This is a genomic window from Actinopolymorpha alba DSM 45243, assembly GCF_000373925.1.
Classification (GTDB): Bacteria; Actinomycetota; Actinomycetes; order Propionibacteriales; family Actinopolymorphaceae; genus Actinopolymorpha; species Actinopolymorpha alba.
Window position 1 is genome coordinate 1 of sequence record NZ_KB892760.1, and the last position, 21,532, is coordinate 21,532.

Annotated in this window: 18 protein-coding genes; 13 read left to right on the top strand and 5 right to left on the bottom strand. The window is 68.2% G+C overall.

The window, feature by feature from the left end; all coding sequences use genetic code 11:
* The first annotated feature begins 106 nt into the window (after nucleotides 1-106).
* The 4 genes from B141_RS0119730 (at nucleotide 107) to pcrA (ending at nucleotide 7,105) form a co-directional block, all read left to right on the top strand.
* A complete protein-coding gene (locus B141_RS0119730) occupies nucleotides 107-583 on the top strand; it encodes a malectin domain-containing carbohydrate-binding protein (RefSeq protein WP_084678391.1) in 477 nt (158 codons plus the stop codon).
* Nucleotides 584-1,123: 540 nt separating this feature from the next.
* Complete coding sequence (locus B141_RS0119735; protein WP_020576909.1) at nucleotides 1,124-1,768, top strand: polysaccharide deacetylase family protein; 645 nt, start codon at nucleotides 1,124-1,126, stop codon at nucleotides 1,766-1,768.
* A gap of 731 nt (nucleotides 1,769-2,499) precedes the next feature.
* Complete coding sequence (locus B141_RS0119740; RefSeq protein ID WP_020576910.1) at nucleotides 2,500-4,653, top strand: ABC transporter substrate-binding protein; 2,154 nt, start codon at nucleotides 2,500-2,502, stop codon at nucleotides 4,651-4,653.
* A gap of 142 nt (nucleotides 4,654-4,795) precedes the next feature.
* Nucleotides 4,796-7,105 (top strand): DNA helicase PcrA, encoded by a 2,310-nt coding sequence (pcrA, locus tag B141_RS0119745; protein ID WP_026257385.1) that lies wholly within the window; start codon nucleotides 4,796-4,798, stop codon nucleotides 7,103-7,105.
* Nucleotides 7,106-7,170: 65 nt separating this feature from the next.
* On the opposite strand, the gene B141_RS0119750 is transcribed toward pcrA, so the two are convergent.
* The gene (locus tag B141_RS0119750) at nucleotides 7,171-8,130 is read right to left on the bottom strand and encodes a M23 family metallopeptidase (protein ID WP_020576912.1); all 960 of its coding nucleotides are present in this window, start codon (nucleotides 8,128-8,130) and stop codon (nucleotides 7,171-7,173) included.
* Nucleotides 8,131-8,472: 342 nt separating this feature from the next.
* Between B141_RS0119750 and B141_RS0119755 the strand changes: the two genes are divergently transcribed.
* From B141_RS0119755 to sucD, 3 genes are all read left to right on the top strand, one after another.
* Complete coding sequence (locus B141_RS0119755; protein WP_157181131.1) at nucleotides 8,473-8,979, top strand: cobalamin B12-binding domain-containing protein; 507 nt, start codon at nucleotides 8,473-8,475, stop codon at nucleotides 8,977-8,979.
* Between the two features lie 151 nt (nucleotides 8,980-9,130).
* Nucleotides 9,131-10,306: an ADP-forming succinate--CoA ligase subunit beta gene (gene sucC / locus B141_RS0119760; RefSeq protein WP_020576914.1), complete on the top strand. Its 1,176-nt coding sequence runs from the start codon at nucleotides 9,131-9,133 to the stop codon at nucleotides 10,304-10,306.
* A 15-nt stretch (nucleotides 10,307-10,321) separates the two neighbouring features.
* A complete protein-coding gene (sucD, locus tag B141_RS0119765) occupies nucleotides 10,322-11,209 on the top strand; it encodes a succinate--CoA ligase subunit alpha (protein ID WP_020576915.1) in 888 nt (295 codons plus the stop codon).
* A gap of 168 nt (nucleotides 11,210-11,377) precedes the next feature.
* On the opposite strand, the gene B141_RS0119770 is transcribed toward sucD, so the two are convergent.
* Together B141_RS0119770 and B141_RS0119775 are read right to left on the bottom strand one after the other, a co-directional pair.
* Entirely contained in the window at nucleotides 11,378-12,460 is a 1,083-nt protein-coding gene (locus B141_RS0119770; protein ID WP_026257387.1) for a hypothetical protein, read from the bottom strand.
* Nucleotides 12,450-12,971 (bottom strand): SigE family RNA polymerase sigma factor, encoded by a 522-nt coding sequence (locus B141_RS0119775; protein ID WP_020576916.1) that lies wholly within the window; start codon nucleotides 12,969-12,971, stop codon nucleotides 12,450-12,452. The genes B141_RS0119770 and B141_RS0119775 overlap by 11 nt, the downstream gene beginning before the upstream one ends.
* 397 nt (nucleotides 12,972-13,368) lie before the next feature.
* Here B141_RS0119775 and B141_RS41620 point away from each other — a divergent pair, with 397 nt between their 5' ends.
* Nucleotides 13,369-14,619 (top strand): cell division protein PerM, encoded by a 1,251-nt coding sequence (locus B141_RS41620; RefSeq protein ID WP_020576917.1) that lies wholly within the window; start codon nucleotides 13,369-13,371, stop codon nucleotides 14,617-14,619.
* On the opposite strand, the gene B141_RS0119785 is transcribed toward B141_RS41620, so the two are convergent.
* Nucleotides 14,594-15,367, bottom strand: coding sequence for a hypothetical protein (locus B141_RS0119785; RefSeq protein ID WP_026257388.1), 774 nt, complete (start codon nucleotides 15,365-15,367; stop codon nucleotides 14,594-14,596). The two genes, B141_RS41620 and B141_RS0119785, sit on opposite strands and share 26 nt — an antisense overlap.
* A 132-nt stretch (nucleotides 15,368-15,499) precedes the next feature.
* Here B141_RS0119785 and purN point away from each other — a divergent pair, with 132 nt between their 5' ends.
* The gene (gene purN / locus B141_RS0119790) at nucleotides 15,500-16,105 is read left to right on the top strand and encodes a phosphoribosylglycinamide formyltransferase (protein WP_026257389.1); all 606 of its coding nucleotides are present in this window, start codon (nucleotides 15,500-15,502) and stop codon (nucleotides 16,103-16,105) included.
* Nucleotides 16,102-17,691, top strand: a complete 1,590-nt coding sequence (gene purH / locus B141_RS0119795; protein ID WP_020576919.1) for a bifunctional phosphoribosylaminoimidazolecarboxamide formyltransferase/IMP cyclohydrolase — start codon at nucleotides 16,102-16,104, stop codon at nucleotides 17,689-17,691. Before purN ends, purH begins: the two co-directional genes overlap by 4 nt.
* A 398-nt stretch (nucleotides 17,692-18,089) precedes the next feature.
* On the opposite strand, the gene B141_RS50790 is transcribed toward purH, so the two are convergent.
* Nucleotides 18,090-18,479, bottom strand: a complete 390-nt coding sequence (locus B141_RS50790; protein WP_020576920.1) for a hypothetical protein — start codon at nucleotides 18,477-18,479, stop codon at nucleotides 18,090-18,092.
* A gap of 438 nt (nucleotides 18,480-18,917) precedes the next feature.
* Between B141_RS50790 and B141_RS0119805 the strand changes: the two genes are divergently transcribed.
* The 3 genes from B141_RS0119805 to B141_RS0119815 all read left to right on the top strand — a co-directional run bounded on the left by B141_RS0119805 (nucleotide 18,918) and on the right by B141_RS0119815 (nucleotide 21,494).
* Nucleotides 18,918-19,808 carry an APH(3') family aminoglycoside O-phosphotransferase gene (locus B141_RS0119805; protein ID WP_157181132.1) on the top strand — a complete coding sequence of 297 codons (891 nt, stop codon included), beginning with the start codon at nucleotides 18,918-18,920 and terminating at the stop codon, nucleotides 19,806-19,808.
* 147 nt (nucleotides 19,809-19,955) lie between these two features.
* Nucleotides 19,956-20,405 (top strand): DUF3017 domain-containing protein, encoded by a 450-nt coding sequence (locus B141_RS47595; protein ID WP_020576923.1) that lies wholly within the window; start codon nucleotides 19,956-19,958, stop codon nucleotides 20,403-20,405.
* 120 nt (nucleotides 20,406-20,525) lie between these two features.
* The gene (locus tag B141_RS0119815) at nucleotides 20,526-21,494 is read left to right on the top strand and encodes a malate dehydrogenase (RefSeq protein ID WP_020576924.1); all 969 of its coding nucleotides are present in this window, start codon (nucleotides 20,526-20,528) and stop codon (nucleotides 21,492-21,494) included.
* The last annotated feature ends 38 nt before the right edge of the window (nucleotides 21,495-21,532 follow it).

Sequence of the window (21,532 nt, forward strand, 5' to 3'; positions counted from 1 at the left end):
CGTGCCGGCATCGTGCACACTGATCATCGAAGCCCTTGGTGTGATCTTCCGTCTGTCGCAAGAAGGAATGATCAACCAAGGGCTTCATCCATGATCAACAGGGGTCGTGTCCCAACCGCACCTGGTTAAACAACAAGCTAAGGGACTGCCGTGGGTGGCGGACCAGGCGTACAAGTCCGGTTCGTTCGGCTGGGTTGGTACGTCGTCGGTCCTGACGGCCAAGGATTCGGTCGACATCCGTAACACCGACGACGACCCGTTGTACCGCAGCCAGCGCGAGGGTATGGACGCGTACAAGTTCGACGAGCTTCCCGCCGGGAAGTACGAAGTCACCCTCGACTTCGCCGAGCTCGGCCCGTCGCCGAAGGTCAACTGGCGCAAGTTCGACGTCGACATCAATGGCGAGAACGTGCTCGTTGGGTACGACATCGCCCAGCAGGTCGGCGGGCAGGCGGCTGACCGGCGCTCCTACGTCGTCGACCTGCCGGAAGGAGGAACTTTGCAGGTGTCGTTCCACGACCGGCGTTCCTACCGACCCTCGGTCGTGAACGCGGTGCGCGTGGTGCAGCGGCCGGACCTGTGATGGCTGGCGAGGAGTGAACGCCTGGTCAGGTTGATCCGGGCCTGACAAATGGAAACGAGATCGGGGCGGCGTGAATGTCACGCCGCCCCGATTCTCATGCGGTTTTGTGGCTTACCTAAAAAGGGCTTGCTCCCGGGTGGCGGAATTATCCGCCAAAGCAAAACAAACCCCGCTCGACTCCTCCGTATGTCGCCAGGGGGCCTTAATCGTTAGGGACCACCGCTCCTAGGCGTTCCCCGTCACGAAGCAGAGGCTGGCAGTGGAGGAACGGGGGAGCATATGGGTGTCCTGTCGACGCGTGGACGCGTCTTTTGCCGGGCCAAAAGGTCTGGCATTGTTTTATGTCTGGCAATTCTTGGTGTCATTGTCGGTGGATGCGCGGGATCGCGTCCGCTACCGGCCGGCGAGGGTGACCCGGTCGTGACAGCGTCATCGATCGCGTCCAGGGCGCCGAAGAGTTCTGCGCCGACCAGCAGTCCAGATCCGAGTTCCACAAACGCGCCGGGCAGCGTCACCACTGTTCCGCCGGCCTCGCCTGGGATGAGCCCCCCGAACGAAGGTACGCCCGGAACCAATCCCACCTCGACGGTCGCACCCGGCGATCCGACCGCCTCCAACGGTGCCTCGCCGGCTGCCAAGGCGTCACCGCAAGCCAAGGTCGTGTACCTCACCTTCGACGACGGGCCCAGCGAGAAGTGGACGCCGCAGGTCCTCACGATTCTCGCCAAACACAAGGCGAAGGCGACGTTCTTCCAGCTGGGTTCGGAAAGCCGGCGGCTTCCTGACCTGGTGCGCCAGGTGCGCGCCGCCGGGCACACCATCGGTGACCACACGGACGTCCACCGGAACCTGACCAAGCTGTCGTCTGACCGCATCCGGGAGGAGATTCGACGTGGCCCGGCCTCGCGGTGCCTCCGGCCGCCGTACGGTGCCGTCAACTCGCGGGTCCGCAAGGTCGCGGCCGAACTGAAACAGCAGATCGTGCTCTGGGACGGCGACACCCTGGACTGGAGACGCCCCGGAGCCAGCAAGATCACGCAGCGGATCGTGAAACATGCCCAGCCCGGGGCCATCATCCTCATGCATGACGGTGGCGGGAACCGGTCGCAGACGGTCGCCGCTCTCGACCCGGCTTTGACCAAGCTCGCGAAGAAGGGGTACAGCTTCAAGGCCCTGGACTGCTGAGCAACTGCGTCCGTTGGCGGTCAGGGATCCTCGCTCGTCAAGGCACCCTTGCGGCAATCCGGCTCGAACGGAGTGGAGCCCACCTGGCGGAGGTGCGTCGGCAAAGAAGCCGAAGCGCCTCCGCCAAGTCATCGCAACCTCTGTGGGCGCTCTCGCATAGTGAGGAGCTCTCGACCCGGACCAAGATCATTTCGACGAAAGTGGTGTGGCGGGCCCGGGTGCCCATGCTTGTCGAACCTTGCTCCGCTGCCCGCGTTCGACCGGGAGCGAGCTTGCCCGGGTTGTCAGAGGTATCTCGGCTAAGAGACCGAGAAACCTCTGACAACCCGGCACCCCCCACGCGCAGAAGCTTCGGACAAGGCGCGGACGCACTCGCGGGCAGCGGGTTCTCTCACGAACCGGACAGTCAGCACCGGCTCCCGGCTCAATCAGCTCCAGCAGCCTGCCCGGCGCCAGAGGTTTGAATGAGCCCTGCATAAGCCTCGCTGGAGTTCACGACATGATGTCCTGAACCGGCACTTCGTTCAACTTGTGAACGCAGCCTCCACTCGTCCTGGCCGTACCTGGTCACGTCGTACGAACCGCGATGGTCGCGATCGCTTGTAGCGTTCTTCCTTCCCGGTGGAGATCGGTTCTTTCCGGGGCTGGCCCCTCGCCGCCACTTCGGTGGCGACGAGGCCCATGTCAGGCTCCAAGGAGAGTTTCGGCCTGGGAGACACTCCCGAGGAGGTGTGCAAGAGGTGCTGCACGGTGACGGCTTCAGCAGGCGAGGTTTTCTTTACGGCTCCGCTCTCGCCGCGGGTTCGGTCATGCTGGTCGCGTGTTCGAGTTCTGAACCAACCAAAGAATCCGGTGGTCCTGGAAAGCCCAAGGGTAAGCCCGCAGGGGCGGCTCCCAAGGGGTCGGAGACCAAACCCATCACCCCGCCCGCAGAGTTCCAGGAAGCGCCGACGCTGGCCGAGCAGGTCAAGGCCGGAAAGCTGCCGGCGGTCAAGGAACGCCTGCCCGAGTCGCCGTACGTCGTTCCACACCGCTGGACCAAGTCCGGAAACTACGGTGGCCGGCTACGGATGGTGATGGGTAAGAGTAACTCCTCCGCCATCAAGGAATACATGTACGGCCGGTCCTTCCTGCGCTTCCTCAACGACGGCCTCGACATCGGTCCGGGGCTGGTCGAAAGCTGGGAGTCCAACGACGATGCGACGCAATGGGTGTTCCATTTCCGCAAGGGCCTGAAGTGGTCGGACGGTCAACCGTGGAGTACCGACGACATCATGTACTGGTGGGAAGACATGGTGCAGGATGACGCCTACACCGGTCTCAACCCACCTGATGATGTGCGTTCTGGTCGAGACACCGTTGCCAAGGTGACCGCACCAGACAAGACGACGCTCATGCTGAAGTTCGACGCGCCGGCGCCGATCACTCCGGAGCGGTTGGCGGCCTGGGTCAACAGCCCGGGTGAGACCGGGAGCGTCGGGCCGCTATGGATGCAGCCCAAGCACTACATGTCGCAGTTCCATCCGAAGTACAACAAGAAAGTCACCAGGAAAGACTGGTACATCAACCACGACCTCAAGGGCGACTTCGGCATCAACCCCGAATGTCCCACCCTCACAGGATGGCGGTTGAAGACCTACCAGGAGGGCCGCAGCGTTCTCTGGGAACGCAACCCCTTCTACTGGTGCGTCGACAAAGAGGGCAAGCAGCTTCCTTACCTGGACGAGGTCCAGTTCTCCGTGGTGACGGAGGACGAAGTCCAGAAGCTGCAGATGACCGAGGGAAAGGTCGACTACGTCCACGGCGGTCACCACGGACTGGTGCTCGGCGACATCTCCGGATTCAAGCAGTCCGAAGAACGCACCAAGGTGCGGGTGCTCTTGTGGGACAGCGGGTCTGGGACCGGTTCCATCGTGTTCTTGAACTACGACTATCCAAAGAAGAACATGCGGGATCTCATCCGCAATCCCGACTTCCGGCGGGCGTTGTCCCACGGAATCAACCGACCTGATGCTCGCAAGGCGATCTACTACGACACCGGTGAACTCACCACGGGGACGCTCAGCCCCAAGGGCACGATGTTCACCATCAACGACGAGGCGAAGCAGAAGTACGTCGAGTGGCGGGACGCCTACGTCAAGTACGACGTCGAGAAGGCGAAGTCGATGCTCGACGAGCTTGGTGTCGTCGACAGCAACGGCGACGGCAAGCGCGAGCTACCCGACGGGTCCAAGCTCGAGATCCTCCTCGACTACCCGGCCGACGCCAACAACGAGCACATGCAGAAGAACAACCACTACAAGCGGGACTGGGAAGCGATCGGCGTCGCGACCAAGCTCAACCCCATCCCGCCCGCTGAGTTCGGCGACCGCTGGGGACGCGGCGAGCTGATGACCACCACCGCCTGGGAGGTCGGCGACAACAGCCCGCTGGTCTACCCGGGCTGGGTCATCCCTGTCGAGCGGGGCCACTGGGCGCCGCTGCACGGCCAGGCGTTCGTCATGCAGACGGGCGACCCGAAGAAGCTTCAGGAGCAGAAGGACATCTCGCCCTGGAAGCGCACTCCGCCGTGGCTGCTGCCGGAGCCCGGCGACCCGATCGACCAGCTCTGGAAGCTGTACGCGCAGGCGCGGGTCGAGCCCGACCAGATGAAGCGCATCGCGCTCATGTGGGAAGTCCAGAAGATCCACATCGAGCACGGCCCGTTCTTCTACGGCGTGGTCGCGAACTATCCGCGGATCGTGTTGGTACGTGACGGTCTCAAGAACGTCCCGACGCGGGACAACCTCGCGCTGGGCGGCTGGGTGAACCCGTGGATCCTGCCGTCGCCCGCGGTCTACGACCCGGAGACCTACTACTGGGAGAACCCCGCCGAGCACACGTGAGACGGTATCGGTCCCGAGGATCTTCCTCGCAGGCTCCCTTGACGTCTCGTCGAGGAAGATCCTCGGGCCGAACGCCGTGGCACGGGCGGGCCGGCCGGTCGGGGGCGGTTTGTCGGTGGCCGATCGTAGGCTTGTCATCAAGATGAGCGCTCTCTCCGAAGACCAGCTGACGTTGTCCACCCACGACGGTGACAGCCGCACCGAGCGGCCGCCGCGGCGCCGCGACCCCGAGTCCATCCTCGAGGGCCTCAACCCCTCGCAGCGGGCGGCGGTCCTGCATGAGCGCCATCCTCTGCTCGTGGTCGCGGGTGCGGGTTCGGGCAAGACCCGGGTGCTCACCCGGCGGATCGCCTGGCTGCTCGGCGAGCGCAACGCCCGACCCAGCTCGATCCTCGCGATCACCTTCACCAACAAGGCGGCGGGGGAGATGCGGGAGCGCGTGGCCGCACTCGTCGGGGACCGCGCGGCGGCGGCGATGTGGGTGTCGACGTTCCACTCCGCCTGCGTACGCATCCTGCGCCGGGAGATCAAGCGGTTCGGGATGTCCTCGTCGTTCTCGATCTACGACGACGCCGACTCCCGCCGGCTGATGGCCCTCGTCTGCCGCGACCTCGATCTGGACTCCAAGCGCTACAACCCGCGCGCGATCCTCAACTGGGTGTCCAACCTCAAGAACGAGCTGATCGACCACGAAGAGGCCGCGCGGCGGGCCGAAAACCACCTGGAGCGCACGTTCGCGGAGTGCTACGAGCTCTACCAACGCCGGCTCCAGGAGTCGAGCGCGCTCGACTTCGACGACCTCATCATGACGACCGTGCACCTGCTGCAGGCGTTCCCCGAGGTTCGTGAGCACTACCGCCGGCGGTTCGCGCACGTCCTGGTCGACGAGTACCAAGACACCAACCACGCTCAGTACGCCCTCGTCCGCGAGCTCACGGCCCCCGAGTCGGACGGCGGTCCGCACGGCGAGCTCATGGTGGTCGGTGACGCCGACCAGTCGATCTACGGCTTCCGCGGCGCGACCATCCGCAACATCCTGCAGTTCGAGGAGGATTTCCCCGACGCCCGGGTGATCCTGCTGGAGCAGAACTACCGCTCGACCCAGACGATCCTCTCCGCGGCCAACGCCGTCATCAGCCGCAACGCCGGCCGCAAGCCCAAGAATCTTTGGTCCGATTCGGGTGCCGGCGAAGCAATCGTCGGATACGTCGCCGACGGCGAACATGACGAGGCGCAGTTCGTCGCCGAAGAGATCGACCGGCTCGGCGACGAGAGTGGGCTCCAGGCCAGGGACATCGCGGTCTTCTACCGCACCAACGCTCAGAGCCGGGTGTTCGAGGAGATCTTCATCCGGGTGGGGCTGCCGTACAAGGTGGTCGGCGGAGTCCGCTTCTACGAGCGCCGCGAGGTCCGCGACGCGCTCGCCTACCTTCGGCTGCTCGCCAACCCCGAAGACACGGTCTCCCTACGGCGGATCCTCAACGTCCCCAAACGCGGCATCGGCGAGCGGGCCGAAGCCTGTGTGGAGGCGTTCGCGCAGCGGGAACGGATCACCTTCTGGCAGGCGCTGCGCCGGCCTGACGAGGTGCCCGGGCTCGCGACCCGCTCCGCCAACGCCATCCGCGCCTTCGTCGGTTTGATCGACGAGCTGCTGGGCGCCGTCGGCGAAGGTCTGCCGCCGGCCGAGATCCTGGAGCAGGTCCTCACCAAGACCGGCTACCTCCACGAGTTGGAAACCTCCGGCGATCCGCAGGACGAGACCAGGGAGGAAAACCTCTCCGAACTCGTCGCCGTCGCCAGGGAGTTCTCCGAGGCGGCAGAGTCCGAAGGCACCCCCGCGACGCTCGCGGACTTCCTCGAACGCGTGGCCCTGGTCGCCGACTCCGACCAGATCCCTGACCCGGACGGCAACAACGGCGGCGTCGTCACGCTCATGACGCTGCACACGGCGAAGGGGCTGGAGTTTCCGGTGGTCTTCCTCACCGGGCTCGAGGATGGCGTGTTCCCCCACAACCGCTCGCAGAGCGACGTGAAGGAGTTGGAAGAGGAACGCCGTCTCGCCTACGTCGGTATCACCCGGGCCCGGCAGCGCCTCTACGTCTCGCGGGCCGTCGTACGCAGCGCCTGGGGCGCGCCCCAACACAACCCCGCCTCGCGGTTCCTCGACGAGATTCCCACCGAGCTGGTCGAGTGGCGGCGTACCGAAGCCGACCACACCACCTGGAGTTCGCAGTCAGCGTCGACCCGCCGCTCCGAACGCCAGGCCGCTCGTTCCGGCCAGCAGGCGGTGATCTCCCTGTCGCCTGGCGACCGGGTGGTGCACGACAGCTTCGGCATGGGTTCGGTGGTGAGCACCGCCGGCCAGGGCGACAACGCCGAGGCGACCGTCGACTTCGGCTCCGGCGGCGTCAAGCGCTTCCTGCTGAGGTACGCCCCGCTCCAGAAGCTCTGAGCGGGGCCGTCACGAAACAAAGGGCAAGAGGCGCGGGGCCACCCCGAAACAAAGGGGAATGAGGCTCAGATCGGCAGGCCGAGCTGGCGAAGCCACGGGAGCGGATCGATGGGATCGCCGCCGCCTGGGTGGACTTCGAAGTGGAGGTGCGGCCCCGTCGAGTTACCAGTGCTCCCGACGTAACCGATCGTCGTCCCGGCCTTGACGTAACCGCTCCTCAGCGCGTATCGCGACATGTGGCAATACCACGTCTCGGTGCCGTCGTTGTGGCGAAGGACGATGCGGTTGCCATAAGGGCCGTCATAGGAGGCCGAGATGATCTCGCCGTCACCCACCGCCCGGATCGGCGTGCCCATCGGGGAGGCGAAGTCCTGACCCGTGTGATTGGCCGACCACATGGAGCCCGACTGCCCGAATCCGGAGGAGAGCCGGTAGGCGCGTACGGGCAGGACCCAGGCGATCACGCGCTCGAGCACCTGCTCGTCCTTGGCGTCGGCGGCCTTGCGCTCGACGGCCTGCAACTCCTTGTCGCGCTCCCGCTCCCAGGCGGCGCGCTCCCGCTCCGCGGCGAGCTTGGCGGCCCGTGCCTTCGCGGCTTCGGCCTCGGCGTCGCTGCTGTTTGTCGGTGAGGGCGTACGGCGGGATCGGTTGGCTCGGTCTGCCGCCGCCGACCGCGCTTCCTGAAGCTGCCCGGCGTTCAGGGAAATCGAGCGGGGCATGGCCTGCTGCTGATCCGAGGAGAGAGATGCCGGGATGTCCACGGCGTTGAGGGCAACGGCCCCGGAGGCGGCGACCACGAACGTTGCGACGCCGGCGACCGCTGGGGCCGTGGGAAAGGATCGGCCGGTCGTCGCCTTGCGATGCCCGCCGGGCTTCTTGCGTTTGCCCGGCTGTGTCGCGCGCTGCGACGCGACGGAGCCGGCCGCGCGCTGGTTGCCGCCGTTGGACGTGCCGGCACCACGACTGGACTGTCGAGAGCGATCCGCTGGCGCCGTGCCGCCGCGATGCTTCGCGGGCTCAGCCACTGGCGTGAACCTCCCTCGACGAGTGCCACTCGACCGTAGTTTGAGTCGCGGCAGACGATAACGGATCGATCAACCGGTGCCAAATCATTGCGCACAGAACGTGCCGGATCCGGCCTTTGAAATTGCCACTATAACGGACATACCACCCATGGTGACAGCGCAGAGTGACTGAAAGCAGTCGGATCGTTACATTGGTTTCGAACCGAATGTCCCGGTCTCCGGCGTGTCCGCTGGTGGTGTCGCACATAGATCCCGCCTCCTCGCTGAGCGAGATGCCTTAGGTTCGTGGAGTCGAGGCAATGCCTCATCGACCACGGCCACCGCGCGTTGGAGGATCCGGCCATGACAACGCAAGAGACACCCGGACCTGGTCGTGACGCGCCCGCACCGCAGGCGCGGCCTGACCACTCGCCCCCAGAGGGGCGGTCGCCGATCCGGGTGGTGGTCGCCAAACCCGGACTCGACGGCCATGATCGCGGCGCCAAGGTGGTCGCCCGGGCGCTGCGGGACGCCGGCATGGAGGTCATCTACACCGGCCTGCACCAGACGCCGGAGCAGATCGTCGAGACCGCGCTCCAGGAGGACGCCGACGGCATCGGGCTCTCCGTACTCTCGGGCGCGCACATGACGTTGTTCGAGCGCGTCATGGAGCTGCTCCGGGAGCGCGACGCGAGCGACATCGTGGTCTTCGGCGGCGGCATCATCCCGACGGAGGACATCGCCGCCCTGGAGGGCATGGGCGTGGCGAAGGTCTTCACGCCGGGAACGTCGACGCAGGACATCGTGGACTGGGTACGCACGCGTCTCGGCGAACCCGCGGAACCAGCCGCCTCCACATCCGCCCCCTAGACACGCCAGGTCCACCCGCGTACCACGCCATGAGCGCAGAGTGCGCACCCGCTCGCTGCCCTCGCATCGGCCGGGGTTAGGCTCGCCGCGGCTTCCGAGCGGGAGCCAGACACAGCCAGGCGTACGCGAACCGACCAGGAAGAGCGCGCTCGTGGACCTGATGGAGTATCAGGCGAAGGAACTCTTCGCCAAGCACGACGTACCGGTCACACTCGGCCGGGTGGTCGAAACGCCCGAGGACGCCAAGGCTGCTGCCGAGGAGTTCGGTGGGCAGGTGGTCGTCAAGGCCCAGGTCAAGACCGGTGGCCGCGGGAAGGCCGGTGGAGTGAAGCTCGCCGCCAACCCCGACGAGGCGGCGGCCCGGGCCAGCGACATTCTCGGTATGGACATCAAGGGCCATATCGTGCACCGCGTCCTGGTCGCGCCGGCGGCCGAGATCGTGGAGGAGTATTACTTCTCGTTCCTCGTCGACCGGGCGAATCGTTCCTACCTCGCCATCGCCAGCGTGGAGGGCGGTGTCGAGATCGAAGAGGTCGCGCACACCAACCCCGAGGCAGTCGCGAAGGTCGCGATCGACCCCGTGGCCGGCGTCGACGAGGCGAAGGCCCGGGAGATCGTCGAGGCGGCGAAGTTCCCGGCCGAGATCGCTGACGACACGGTCGCCGCGATCATCCGCCTCTGGCAGGCGTTCGTCGCCGAGGACGCGACCCTCGTCGAGGTCAACCCGCTGGTGAAGCGCCCCGACGGGCACGTCGAGGCGCTGGACGGCAAGGTCACCCTCGACGACAACGCCGCCTTCAGGCACCCCGAGCACGCGGCGTTCGAGGACAAGGCGACCACCGACCCGCTGGAGCAGCGGGCCAAGGAGAAGCACCTCAACTACGTCAAGCTGCAGGGGCAGGTCGGCATCATCGGCAACGGCGCGGGTCTTGTGATGAGCACCCTCGACGTCGTGGCCTACGCCGGCGAAGCCTTCGATGGCGTCAAGCCGGCGAACTTCCTCGACATCGGCGGCGGCGCCTCCGCCGAGGTGATGGCGAACGGCCTGGAGATCGTGCTCTCCGACACGGACGTCAGCTCCGTGTTCGTCAACGTCTTCGGTGGGATCACCGCCTGCGACGCGGTGGCCAACGGCATCGTCGCGGCGTTCAAGCTCCTCGAGGAGCGCGGTGAAGCGGTGACCAAGCCTCTCGTCGTACGCCTCGACGGCAACAACGCCGAGCTGGGCCGCCGGATCCTCTCCGACGCCAAGCTGCCGGGCGTCGAGCAGGTCGACACGATGGATGGCGCCGCGCGTCGCGCGGCCGAGCTGGCCGCGGCGCGGTAAGGAGTTCCGGAAACCATGGCGATCTTTCTCACCGAGAACAGCAGGGTCATCGTCCAGGGCATGACCGGCTCCGAGGGCAGCATCCACACCCGCAAGATGCTGCGTGCCGGCACCACCATCGTCGGGGGCACCAACCCCCGCAAGGCCGGGCAGAAGGTCGAGATCGAGGGCGTATCCCTGCCGATCTTCGCGACTGTCGGCGAGGCGATGGCCGAGACCGGTGCCGACGTGAGCGTCGTCTTCGTGCCGCCGGCGTTCACCAAGGACGCCGTCAACGAGGCCATCGACGCCGGCATGCCGCTCGTGGTCGTCATCACCGAAGGCGTACCGGTGCACGACACCGCCGACTTCTTCACCCGGGCGCAGGCGTCGGGACGCACCCGCATCGTCGGGCCGAACTGCCCCGGTGTGGCCTCGCCGGGCAAGTCGTACGCCGGAATCATCCCGGCCGACATCAGCGGCCCGGGCCGGATCGGGCTCGTCTCCAAGTCCGGCACGCTGACGTACCAAATGATGTACGAGCTACGCGACATCGGCTTCTCGACGTCGGTCGGTATCGGCGGCGACCCGATCATCGGGACGACCCACATCGACGCGCTGGCCGCGTTCGAGGCCGACCCGGAGACCGAGGTCATCGTGATGATCGGCGAGATCGGCGGCGACGCCGAGGAACGCGCCGCGGAGTTCATCAAGGCCAACGTCACCAAGCCGGTGGTGGGCTACGTCGCCGGCTTCACCGCGCCCGAGGGTAAGACGATGGGCCACGCCGGAGCGATCGTGTCGGGCTCGTCCGGCACCGCCCAGGCCAAGCGTGAGGCGCTGGAGGCCTGCGGGGTGAAGGTCGGCAAGACCCCGAGCGAGACCGCCCGGCTCGTCCGCGAGGTCGTCGAGAGCCTCGGCTAGGTCGAGAGCCTCGGTTGGAACGTATTGGCCACGGGGCCGTCAACTGCTTCACCGTGAGGCCGGTAATGATCACGTATACGTGGTCATTACCGGCCTCACGGGGCATCGGCACCATGTTAGGCGTGCAATGACCACGTATACGTGATCATTTTCCGTGTACGACTCCCGTCAGGAGCCGGCGTACGACGCCAGGAGGTCGCTCGAGGCCTGCAATGACGGGGCCATCGGGTCGCTGTCGTAGATGAGGTCCTGGCCACCCTGGTGCCAGACGATGACGGACAGGGCCGGGCCGTTGCGTACCAACCCGACAACCTCGATCTCGCCGCTACCGTCGGCCGTCTCGTGCCCGAACCACCACCAGCTCGCGGTGCCGCTGGTGACGGAGCCGTCCGTCGGCCCGTGCTGGCTGCCCCACGTGCACCCACTGAGCGAGTCAGCGTAGGCGTCGTAGGCGGCGCTGGCCTCGTCGGAAGACTTGAAGACGCCCACCACGTTGGTTCCGCTGACCGTGCCGTCGGGGCCCCAGGTGTAGTCGCGGCGCACTGTGTCAACCGCGCCCAGGCTGGTGAGGTCACCAGCCTGGCAGACGGATGCGGGCGTCGAACCCTCGCCATCGCTGGAGTCGATCGTGCTCCAGGTGACCTCGGAGTCGTTGACCTTTGGCATCTGCTCGGGCGCCAGCAGGGCGTCCTGAGAGACCTCGGGCAGGGCGTTGCTCGGTGGTGGTGCCGGGGTCTCGGAGTCGGTGGGCGAGGGAGTGCTGGACGGCGTGCCCGTGGTCGGCGCCGGCGGAGCGGCAGTCGGGCCGCTCGAGGGTGTGCCGGGTTGGGTGGGCGTGCCCGGCGTGCCTGGCACGCCCGGCGACGTGGTCGAGCGGGGCGACGAGGGGGAACGAGGCTGGCCTGGCGCCGACGGCCGGTAGGTCGTACGGGATGGGCTCTCCGGGTGAGCCGACTCTGACGGGCTGACCGGCGGCGTCGAACGCGCCACCGTCGAGCTTCGCGACGGCGACCCCTCGGGAAAGAACTGGTTGACCGGCGAGATGGGGGTGCCCGGAATGCCGACCGCGGCGCTGTAGCCCAGGATGCTGATGCCGGCGGCGACGGCGAGTCCGGTGGTCGCGGTACGCCCCACCTGCCGCCGGGCACCGCGTTGCCGGACCCTCGCATCGTCGGCCCACGTGACCTGGTCGACATCGGAGCGCAGACGCGACAGGTGTTCGGTCACATCAGGCTCGAAGTCAGCGGGCATTCTCGGTCTCCTCTGCGGCGCTCTCGTCCTGCACTTCACCCTCGCGCAGGAGTACGGCGAGGGCGTTGCGCCCCCGGGAGAGCCGGGCCTTGACGGTGCCGCTCGCGACGCCTGTCTCGCGGGCGACCTCCTCCACCGACAGCCCCACCAGGTGATGGAGCACGATCGCGCGGCGCTGCGCCTCCGGGATCTCCTTCAGCGCGGCGACCAGAGCGACGTTGTCCGGGCTGGGTTCCGGGGCGTACCCCGGCGGCCCGTGCCGAGCCATTGCCGCGATTCCGTTCTTGAGCTTGCGCCATCGGCTGGCGGCTATCCGCCAGGCGACGGTGCGGAGCCACGCCTCTGGATTGACGTGCTCCGACACACGGCCCCAGTGCTGCCAGGCCCGTGCGTACGCTTCTTGAACGCAATCTTGAGCATCAGCCAGGTTTCCGGTCATCGCGTACATCTGGTGGAGGAGCCGCTGACGGGTGGCATGGTAGAACGCATCGAACTCGTCGGCATTCCCCATGAGCCCTCCGCCACGGCCGACTCTCACCTCACATGACACGTCACCTGGGCTCGAGGTTGCAGTTTGACCACATCTCAACCCACGACTGGCGGGCGCAGCACCGCAGAAGCCCAGTGTCGGGATGAACCTATCCATACTGGACGGGGTCCCGCTGCGAGCTCCTTCGATTCCGCGGGAAGTTGTGCGAAAAATCGAAGATATTGCGCCCTGCCACGATGGAGTGTAGGCCGAGGGTGGTACGCCTTGCTTAGAGGTCGCGTGGATGCCGGGGGCCCGCGCCACCCCGGCGCCGGCCGCAGATCGGCACAGTCCCTATCCGCACGACCTCTGAGCCGCGGCTCTGGTCGCGGCGTGTCCAGAGCGACCAGATGATGTCCAGGCTGCGAGCATGGCAGCGATGACCGAGCTGCTTGCGCCCACACCTGTGCGTGACCCTGGCCAGCCACCGGAGGGGCAGAGTCCTCGGCCGGCGTTCGTCGGTGGCCTGTTGGCGGCTGGCTGGGCGTTCCTCGCGGGCGCTCTCCCGTGTGCCGCGGTGGCGGTGATCGGGTGGTTCGCCACCAGTGGCGGGACGGCCGCCTGGGCACTGCGCGTGGGCGGTGACGCCTGGCTGCTCGCGCACCGGGTGCCGATCGAGTTGGCGGACGGTGAGATGGGTCTCGCGCCGTTGGGGCTCACGCTGTTGCCGCTGATCCTTCTGTGTCGCGCCGGCGCGTGGATCGGTCGGTCCTGCGCGGTCACCAGGCGGGTGGACGTGCCTGTCGGCGCGGTGGCGTTCGCGGTCGCGTACGGCGGGCTGGCCGCCCTCGTGGCGGTGGTGTCCCGGACCGCGGAGGCGGCGCCCGACGTGTCGCGGGCGTTCATCAACGCGGGGCTGATGGCGGGGGTCGCCGGGGCGGCCGGGATCATCCGGGCGCGCGGGTACGGCGCCACCTTCTGGGGGTCGCTCCCGGAGGAGGTGCACGCGGCGGTCCACGGCGGGGTGACGGGGTTCGTGGCGTTGTTCGCGGGCGGCATCCTGCTCGTCGGGGCGTCGCTGGTCGCGCACGCGGGAACGCTCCTCGACCTCACCAGGGGGCTTGCGCCTGGGCCGGTCGGCCTGGTCCTCCTGCTGTTCATGTGCCTGGCGTACCTGCCGAACGCCGCCGTCTTCGCGGCCGCGTTCGCGCTCGGGCCGGGGTTCGCCGCGGGGACCGGCACCGTCGTGGCGCCGACCGGCGTCGCGCTGGGCCCGCTTCCGGCGTTCCCGCTCCTCGCGGCGCTGCCCGCGGGGGAGGCCCCGCCGGGTTGGGTGATGGGTGTGCTGGTGATGCCGATCCTCGCGGGGGCGGTCGCGGGCGTGGTCGCCGTACGCCGGTATCCCACGTACGGCGTCGACACGTCCGCGCTGCGCGGTGGCCTCGCGGGGGTGGCCGCGGGCCTGATCTTCACCGGGTGCGCCGCAGTCGCCGGGGGCGCTGCGGGGCCGGGCCGGCTCGCCGACGTCGGCCCGTCGGTCCTGCAGGTGGGCGTGGTCGCGGTGAGCACGCTCGGGATCGCCGGTGCGGTCGGTGTCCTCGCCACCCGCGGGTGGCGCTGGGTGCTTGCTCGCCAGCGGGCCACGAGGGCGCGCGACGAGGACGCTAGTCCAGAGTCGCCACGCGCTTGAGGACGCGTTCCTGCAACTGCTGCTGGCAACTCTCCATGGCGGTCAGGGTGTTAGCTCCTGAGGAACACTCCTGCCAGGCGGCGATCTCATTCCAGAAGACCGCCGCGGTCAGTGCAAGGACGCTGGCGAAGACGGTGGCGATGACGCCGAGCACGAGGCCGGGTGCGGCGCCGGGGACGACCAGCCGGACCCGCCGGCCGCCGCGGCGAGCCAGCGTTCCGAGCACGATCGCGACAATCCCCAGGAGCAGACCAAGGGGGAATGCCAGGATGCACGTCAGCAGCGCACCGATCCCGAACACCAGTGCCAGCCGGCCGTGATCGCGGAGGCGTCGCAGCTCGTCCTTCGCGGGCGCGGGAGTTCCGGTCGGGCCGGTGGTTGGTCCGCCATCGGGTCCCGCGCCCGGAGCACCACCTGGCCCGCCACCCGGACCGCCAGCTGTGCCGTCGGTCGGCGGAGTGCCGTTCGCCGGGGTGGTCGTAGTGGAGGAGACGATCCGGGCGAACGCCGACGTGGGGGCCGGCCGGCCGAAGACCCGCTCCGCGTCGGCGGGCGCGCTGGTGCCCTCTGGCGGGATGGGAGCGAGCAGCGGCGTTTCGGGGTCGCGGTCCTCGCCGTCGTCGCTCGCCGAGCGGTCAGACGGCCGGTCGCCGGCTGGTTCGTCGTCCGGCCGGTCACCAGCGGGTCGATCATCAGCTGGCCGGTCGTCGAGGGTGCCGCCGCCTGGACGCTCCTCCGGGCTGCTCACAGGGCCTTCTCCTGTCGTCATGTGCGCTACCGCTATCGTGACGGAACGTCCTACTCGACGTGAACGTGCCCCGGGTAGGTCGCTGATCGTCCATCCGTTCCGCGGCTCTCACCGGCCAGCGAGGAGCTCATCCTGACCGCCCGTCTCGTCGTCCTGGCCTCCGGCTCCGGCACCCTCCTGCAGGCCCTGCTCGAAGCGGCGCGGGATCGGTCGTTCGGTGCGTCGGTGGTGGCGGTTGGGTCTGACCGCCCTGGTGTCGAGGGCCTGGCCCGGGCTGAGCGGGCAGGCGTTCCGACATTCGTTCACAGCGTCAAGGAGTTCGCCACTCGGGAGGAATGGGACGCCGCGCTCACCGAGCGGGTCGCCGCCTACGAGCCGGACCTCGTGGTGTCGGCCGGTTTCCTCAAGCTGGTGGGCAAGTCGTTCCTGGCGAGGTTCGGCGGGCGCTACGTCAACAGCCACAACTCCCTGCTGCCGGCGTTCCCCGGCATGCACGGTCCTCGGGACGCCCTCGCGTACGGCGTCAGGGTCACCGGCGCGACGCTCTTCGTCGTCGACGAGGGAGTGGACGCCGGGCCGATCATCGCCCAGGTCGCCGTACCCGTCGAGGACGACGACACCGTGGAGTCCCTGACCGAACGCATCAAGGTGGCCGAACGCCGGCAGCTCGTCTCCGTGGTCGGTCGGATGGTTCGGGAAGGTTTCACCGTCGAGGGCAGAAAGGTCACCATCCCGTGAACGACTCCGTGAACCAGCCCGCGGGCGAGGGCCGGCGACCGATCCGGCGAGCACTCGTCAGCGTTTATGACAAGACGGGGTTGACCGAACTCGCCCGCGCCCTCGCCGACGCAGGGGTCGAGATCGTGTCGACCGGTACGACCGCGGCGACGATCGAGGCGGCTGGCCACCGGGTGGTCCGGGTCGAGGAGCTCACCGGGTTCCCGGAGTGCCTGGGTGGGCGGGTCAAGACGCTGCACCCGAACGTCCACGCGGGCCTGCTCGCCGACCTGCGCGATCCCGACCACCAGCGCCAACTGGACGACCTCGACATCCCGCCGTTCGACCTGCTGGTCTCCAACCTCTACCCGTTCGCGCAGACCGTCGCGTCCGGCGCCGGGCCCGACGACGTCATCGAGCAGATCGACATCGGCGGGCCGGCCATGACCCGGGCCGCCGCCAAGAACCACGCCAACGTCGCGGTGGTGACCTCTCCTGACAGGTACGCCGACGTCGTGGCGGCGTTGGCCGCCGGCGGCTTCACCCTCGAGCAGCGGCAGCGGCTGGCGGTCGAGGCGTTCGTCCACACGGCGACGTACGACGTGGCGGTCGCGTCGTGGATGGGCACGGTGCTCGCGCCGACCGACGACGGGAGCGGGTTCCCGGCCTGGGCGGGCGCCACGTGGAACCGCGCGGCGATCCTGCGGTACGGCGAGAACCCCCACCAGCCCGCCGCCCTCTACACCGCCGGCTCGGTGGCCACGCCCGGACTCGCCCAGGCCGAGCAGCTGCACGGCAAGGAGATGTCGTACAACAACTACGTCGACGCTGACGCGGCCCGGCGGGCGGCGTACGACTTCGAGGCGCCGGCGGTGGCGATCATCAAGCACGCCAACCCGTGCGGGATCGCCGTGGGTGCCGACGTGGCGGAGGCGCACGCGAAGGCGCACGCCTGCGACCCGGTCTCGGCGTTCGGTGGCGTGATCGCGACGAACCAGCCCGTGTCGGTCGAGATGGCGCGGCAGGTCGCGGAGATCTTCACCGAGGTGGTGGTGGCGCCCGACTACGAGCCCGAGGCGCTGGAGATCCTGTCGCGGAAGAAGAACATCCGTCTGCTCCGCGCGGCTCCGGCGGCGCGCGGTGGCGTCGAATCGCGGCCGATCTCCGGCGGCCTGCTGATGCAGAGCGCGGACGCGGTGGACGCGCCCGGCGACGACCCGGCCACCTGGCGGCTGGTCGCGGGGTCGCCGGTCAGCGACGAGGTGCTGGCTGACCTGGCGTTCGCCTGGCGGGCGGTACGCGCGGTGAAGTCCAACGCGATCCTGCTCGCCTCAGGCGGCGCGACAGTCGGGGTCGGCATGGGGCAGGTCAACCGGGTCGACTCGGCACGGCTCGCCGTCGCGCGGGCGGGGGAGCGGGCGGCGGGGTCCGCGGCGGCTTCTGACGCGTTCTTCCCGTTCGCTGACGGGCTGCAGGTCCTGCTTGACGCGGGCGTGCGCGCGGTGGTGGAGCCTGGTGGTTCGGTGCGGGACGAGGAAGTGATCGCGGCGGCGGAGGCGGCTGGCGTACCCCTCTACTTCACCGGCACCCGCCACTTCTTCCACTGAGCGGGTTAGCGGGTATGACCGGCTCTGCTGGGGCCGGGGGCCGCGGCGTAACAGGAGCCGGGAGCCGAGTTCCGGGACTTGGTGGAGGGGACCTCGGTGAGCCGTCTCGCATAGTGAGCGATCCTCGACTTGACCATGATCAACATGCAGAAAACGACCACGATCCGCGCGGGGCGTGGTCGTTTTCTGCATGTTGATCATGAAACGGTTGCAGCCCGTCCGGTTCGTGAGACGCTGGGGCGAGCCTCCCGCCTGCCCCATTTCGGCTACCCGGCGAAGAGCTTTGAACGTGGGAGCGAAGTTGATCAACGGTCCCGAATTCGGACACCCGCTGCGGGGAATGCCCGAATTGCGGACCGTTGATCAACTTCGCGGAAGCCTGAAGGCGTCGCAATCGATCATCCATCGTCATGCCAGGGGAAGCCGTCAGGGTCCGCGGCTGCGCGGGCATGGAGCGCCGCGTCGTCGTGGCCGCGGATCTGGCGTAGGAACGGGAAGTCCTCCGGCCGCACGCTGAGCTTCGCGGTCGGGCGTACTGGTGCGGCGTTCGCCAGCTGAGGCGAGTGGATCTCGATGCCACGGACTGTGAAGGGCGGCTGGGCTTCGAAGCCGTCCGCGGGGAGCAGGTAGACGGTGCCGGCTCGCCACGGACGATGGTCCAGCGCGGCCCGGCTGATCGAGAAGTAGTAGAAGGATGCGCGACGCGTCCCGTCATTGCCGCCAAGGCGGATGCAGGCGTTACACAACGACATCGGGTACCGGTCGCGGTCGAGGATCGCGTAGTACATCGGCCAGATGCCGTCGGACGGGCATAGACAGCGCTGCGGTTGCCGAAGTCAAGGTGATCGTTGGCCTGGCGTGGTTCGACGCTCGTGATGGTGGGGTCGCCGGTGCCATGGAGCACGAAGTCGCCCCGATCGGCGGCGTACGACAGGAACTCCCACTTCGGCGCGTCGAGTCGATGTCGATCGGATGATCCAGGCCGTCCTCCCTGACCTGGTCCAGCACCTTGTCGAACTCCTCCGACCTCTCAGGCTCAGGGCCGGTCGTCGACGGCGGACGCGGCAGCCAGTACGAGGGGATCTCCACGTGATCAACGTAGCTACGCCTCGCGACGGCGTACATAAGGTGGTCGAGTCCGGTCCGGCGGCCCGGCGGCCCGGCGGCCCGGCGGCTCTGTGGATAAGCGTTTGCGGCGCGGGTGGCGGGCGGCTTCGATGTCGGGCGTGAGTACTACAGAGGTCGAACGGATCGAGACACGGTTGCGGGCGCGCTTCGCGGAGTACGCGTGGACGCCGATCCAGCATGGGATGTCTGGTGCGTCGACGTACCGCCTCACCGACGCCAACCGCCCGACCCTGTACGTCAAGATCGCGGCCGCCTCGAGCCATCCTGACGTGCGTTCGAACCTCGCCACTGAGGCGGAGCGGATCAGCTGGCTGGCTTCGACCGGATTGCCGGTCCCGGAGTTGGTCGACGCGGGCATCGAAGTCGGCCCCGACCCGGAACACGGCAGGGCTGCCGACGGCGGGGCGATGGAATGGCTGGTCATGACGGGGCTTCCCGGCCGGGAGGCGTCCGCAGCCTGGCCGCGGCACCAGCGGATGGCGGTCATGGACGCGCTGGCCGATGCCCTGCGCGCGCTGCATGGCGTACCCGTGGCGACGTGTCCGTTTGACCGGCGCCTCGACGTAATCCTCGGCAACGCGCACACCGCGATCGGCGCCGGCATCGTTGACGACCTGGCCCTGTCGGCTGAGCCGTGGAAAGCGGAGCAGGAGCGGGCGCTGCTCGCCGAGTTGGCGGCGACCCGCCCCGCGCGCGAGGAGGCCGTCGTCTGTCACGGCGACTACTGCCTGCCGAACATGCTGCTCGACCCGGAGACGCTCGAGATCACCGGCCTGATCGACCTGGGTCGGGTCGGCATCGCGGACCGGTACAACGACCTCGGCATCGCGACCCGCAGTATCAGTTCGCCGACCCTGAACCCGCAGTACGGCGAGGAGCACGCGGCCCGCTTCCTCGCGAGGTACGGCGCCGACCCCGAGGACCCGCGGATCGGCTACTACCGCAGGCTCGACGAACTCTTCTGGGAACGCGTGAGGACCGACCGATAGCGGCTCGACGGGCGCCGGGTAGGGATTCGCCGTGAGCCCGGTGGTGCCCGACAACCGACTCGCCGACGGCCAACCTAAGGCCCTTGACCGCCGGCGAGTAGCCTGCGGTTCTGCGAGGAAAGTGAGCACAGCAGCAGGAGGCCGTCGATGGTCGACCAACCTGGCCGCGGCGCGGTGTCCGCGGGTGGTGCCGCCGAGCCCACCGCTGCCAGAGGTGCCCAGGGTGCCGGGACGGCTCAGGTCGAAGGGCGCGTCGCGGGTACGCCAGCCAGCCGCTGGGCGTTCTGGTCGCGCTGGCGCCGGGACCGCAGTCGCCCGCTCCCGCCGATCCGTCCGTGGCCACGACGTCAGTGGCCACTCCTGGTCGTCCTCGTGGGCGTGTTCGTCTCGCTCGTGGTTGTGGTGCTCGTTGACTTCCGCCCAGGGACCGTGCTCCTCGCGGGGTCGGTGTTGCTGGCGGCGGCGTTCCGGCTGGTGCTGACGACGCGCCGCGCCGGGCTGCTGGTGGTGCGTAGCCGGATGGTTGACGTGATGACGCTGACGATCATGGGTGTCGCGACGCTCCTGCTGGCCCTCGCGGTGCCGGACATCCGATGACCCCGGACGGCGGCGGGAGCGGGTGCTCGGCTACGCTCACAACAGATATCTCGACGCCAAGACATCTTCACACCAGCTCGGTCCCGCGGCGGTTCGGGACTTCCAGGAGGCGAGCACACCATGGCGCGTAACGGCAAGGTCGCCGTCGTCGGGGCCGGCTTCTACGGATCCACGACAGCCCTCCGACTCGCGGAATACGACATCTTCGAAGAAGTCGTGATCACCGACATTATCGAGGGCAAGCCTGAAGGCATCGCCCTCGACATGAACCAATCGCGGCCGATCGAAGGCTTCGAGACGAAGGTCACCGGCCAGACCACCGGGCTGGCGGGCGAGGGGTACGAAGTCCTCAGCGGCTCCGACATCGTGGTCATCACCGCCGGTCTGCCCCGTAAGCCCGGCATGAGCCGGATGGACCTCATCGAGACGAACGCGAAGATCGTCCGCCAGGTCTCCGAGAACGTCGCCAAGCACGCACCGAACGCCGTCGTCATCGTCGTGTCCAACCCGCTCGACGAGATGACCGCGCTGACCCAGATCGCGACGGAGTTCCCCAAGAACCGCGTCCTTGGCCAGGCCGGCATGCTCGACACCGCGCGGTTCTCCTACTTCGTGGCCGAGAAGCTCGGCGTCCCCGTCGGCGCGGTCAAGACCCTCACCCTCGGCTCGCACGGCGACACGATGGTGCCGGTCCCGAGCAAGTGCACCGTCGAGGTGGGCGGCACGCCGAAGCCGTTGACCGAGTTGCTCGCGCCGGCCGACGTCGACGCCCTGGTCGACCGCACCCGCAATGGCGGTGCCGAGGTCGTCGCGCTCCTCAAGACCGGCTCCGCCTACTACGCGCCGTCCGCCGCGGCTGCCCAGATGGCCCGCGCGGTCGCCGAGGACTCCGGTGCGGTCATGCCGGTGTGCGCATGGGTCGACGGGGAGTACGGCATCGAGGGTGTCTACCTCGGTGTGCTCGCCGAGCTTGGTCGTGGCGGCGTACGCAAGGTCGTCGAGACCGCGCTCACCGACTCGGAGCTGGCGAGCCTCAAGGAGGCTGCCGCAGCGGTCCGCGCCAAGCAGGCCGACGTACAAAACCTATAAAGCCCTCTCGCGGGATCACGTCCCCCCAAGAACGTCCC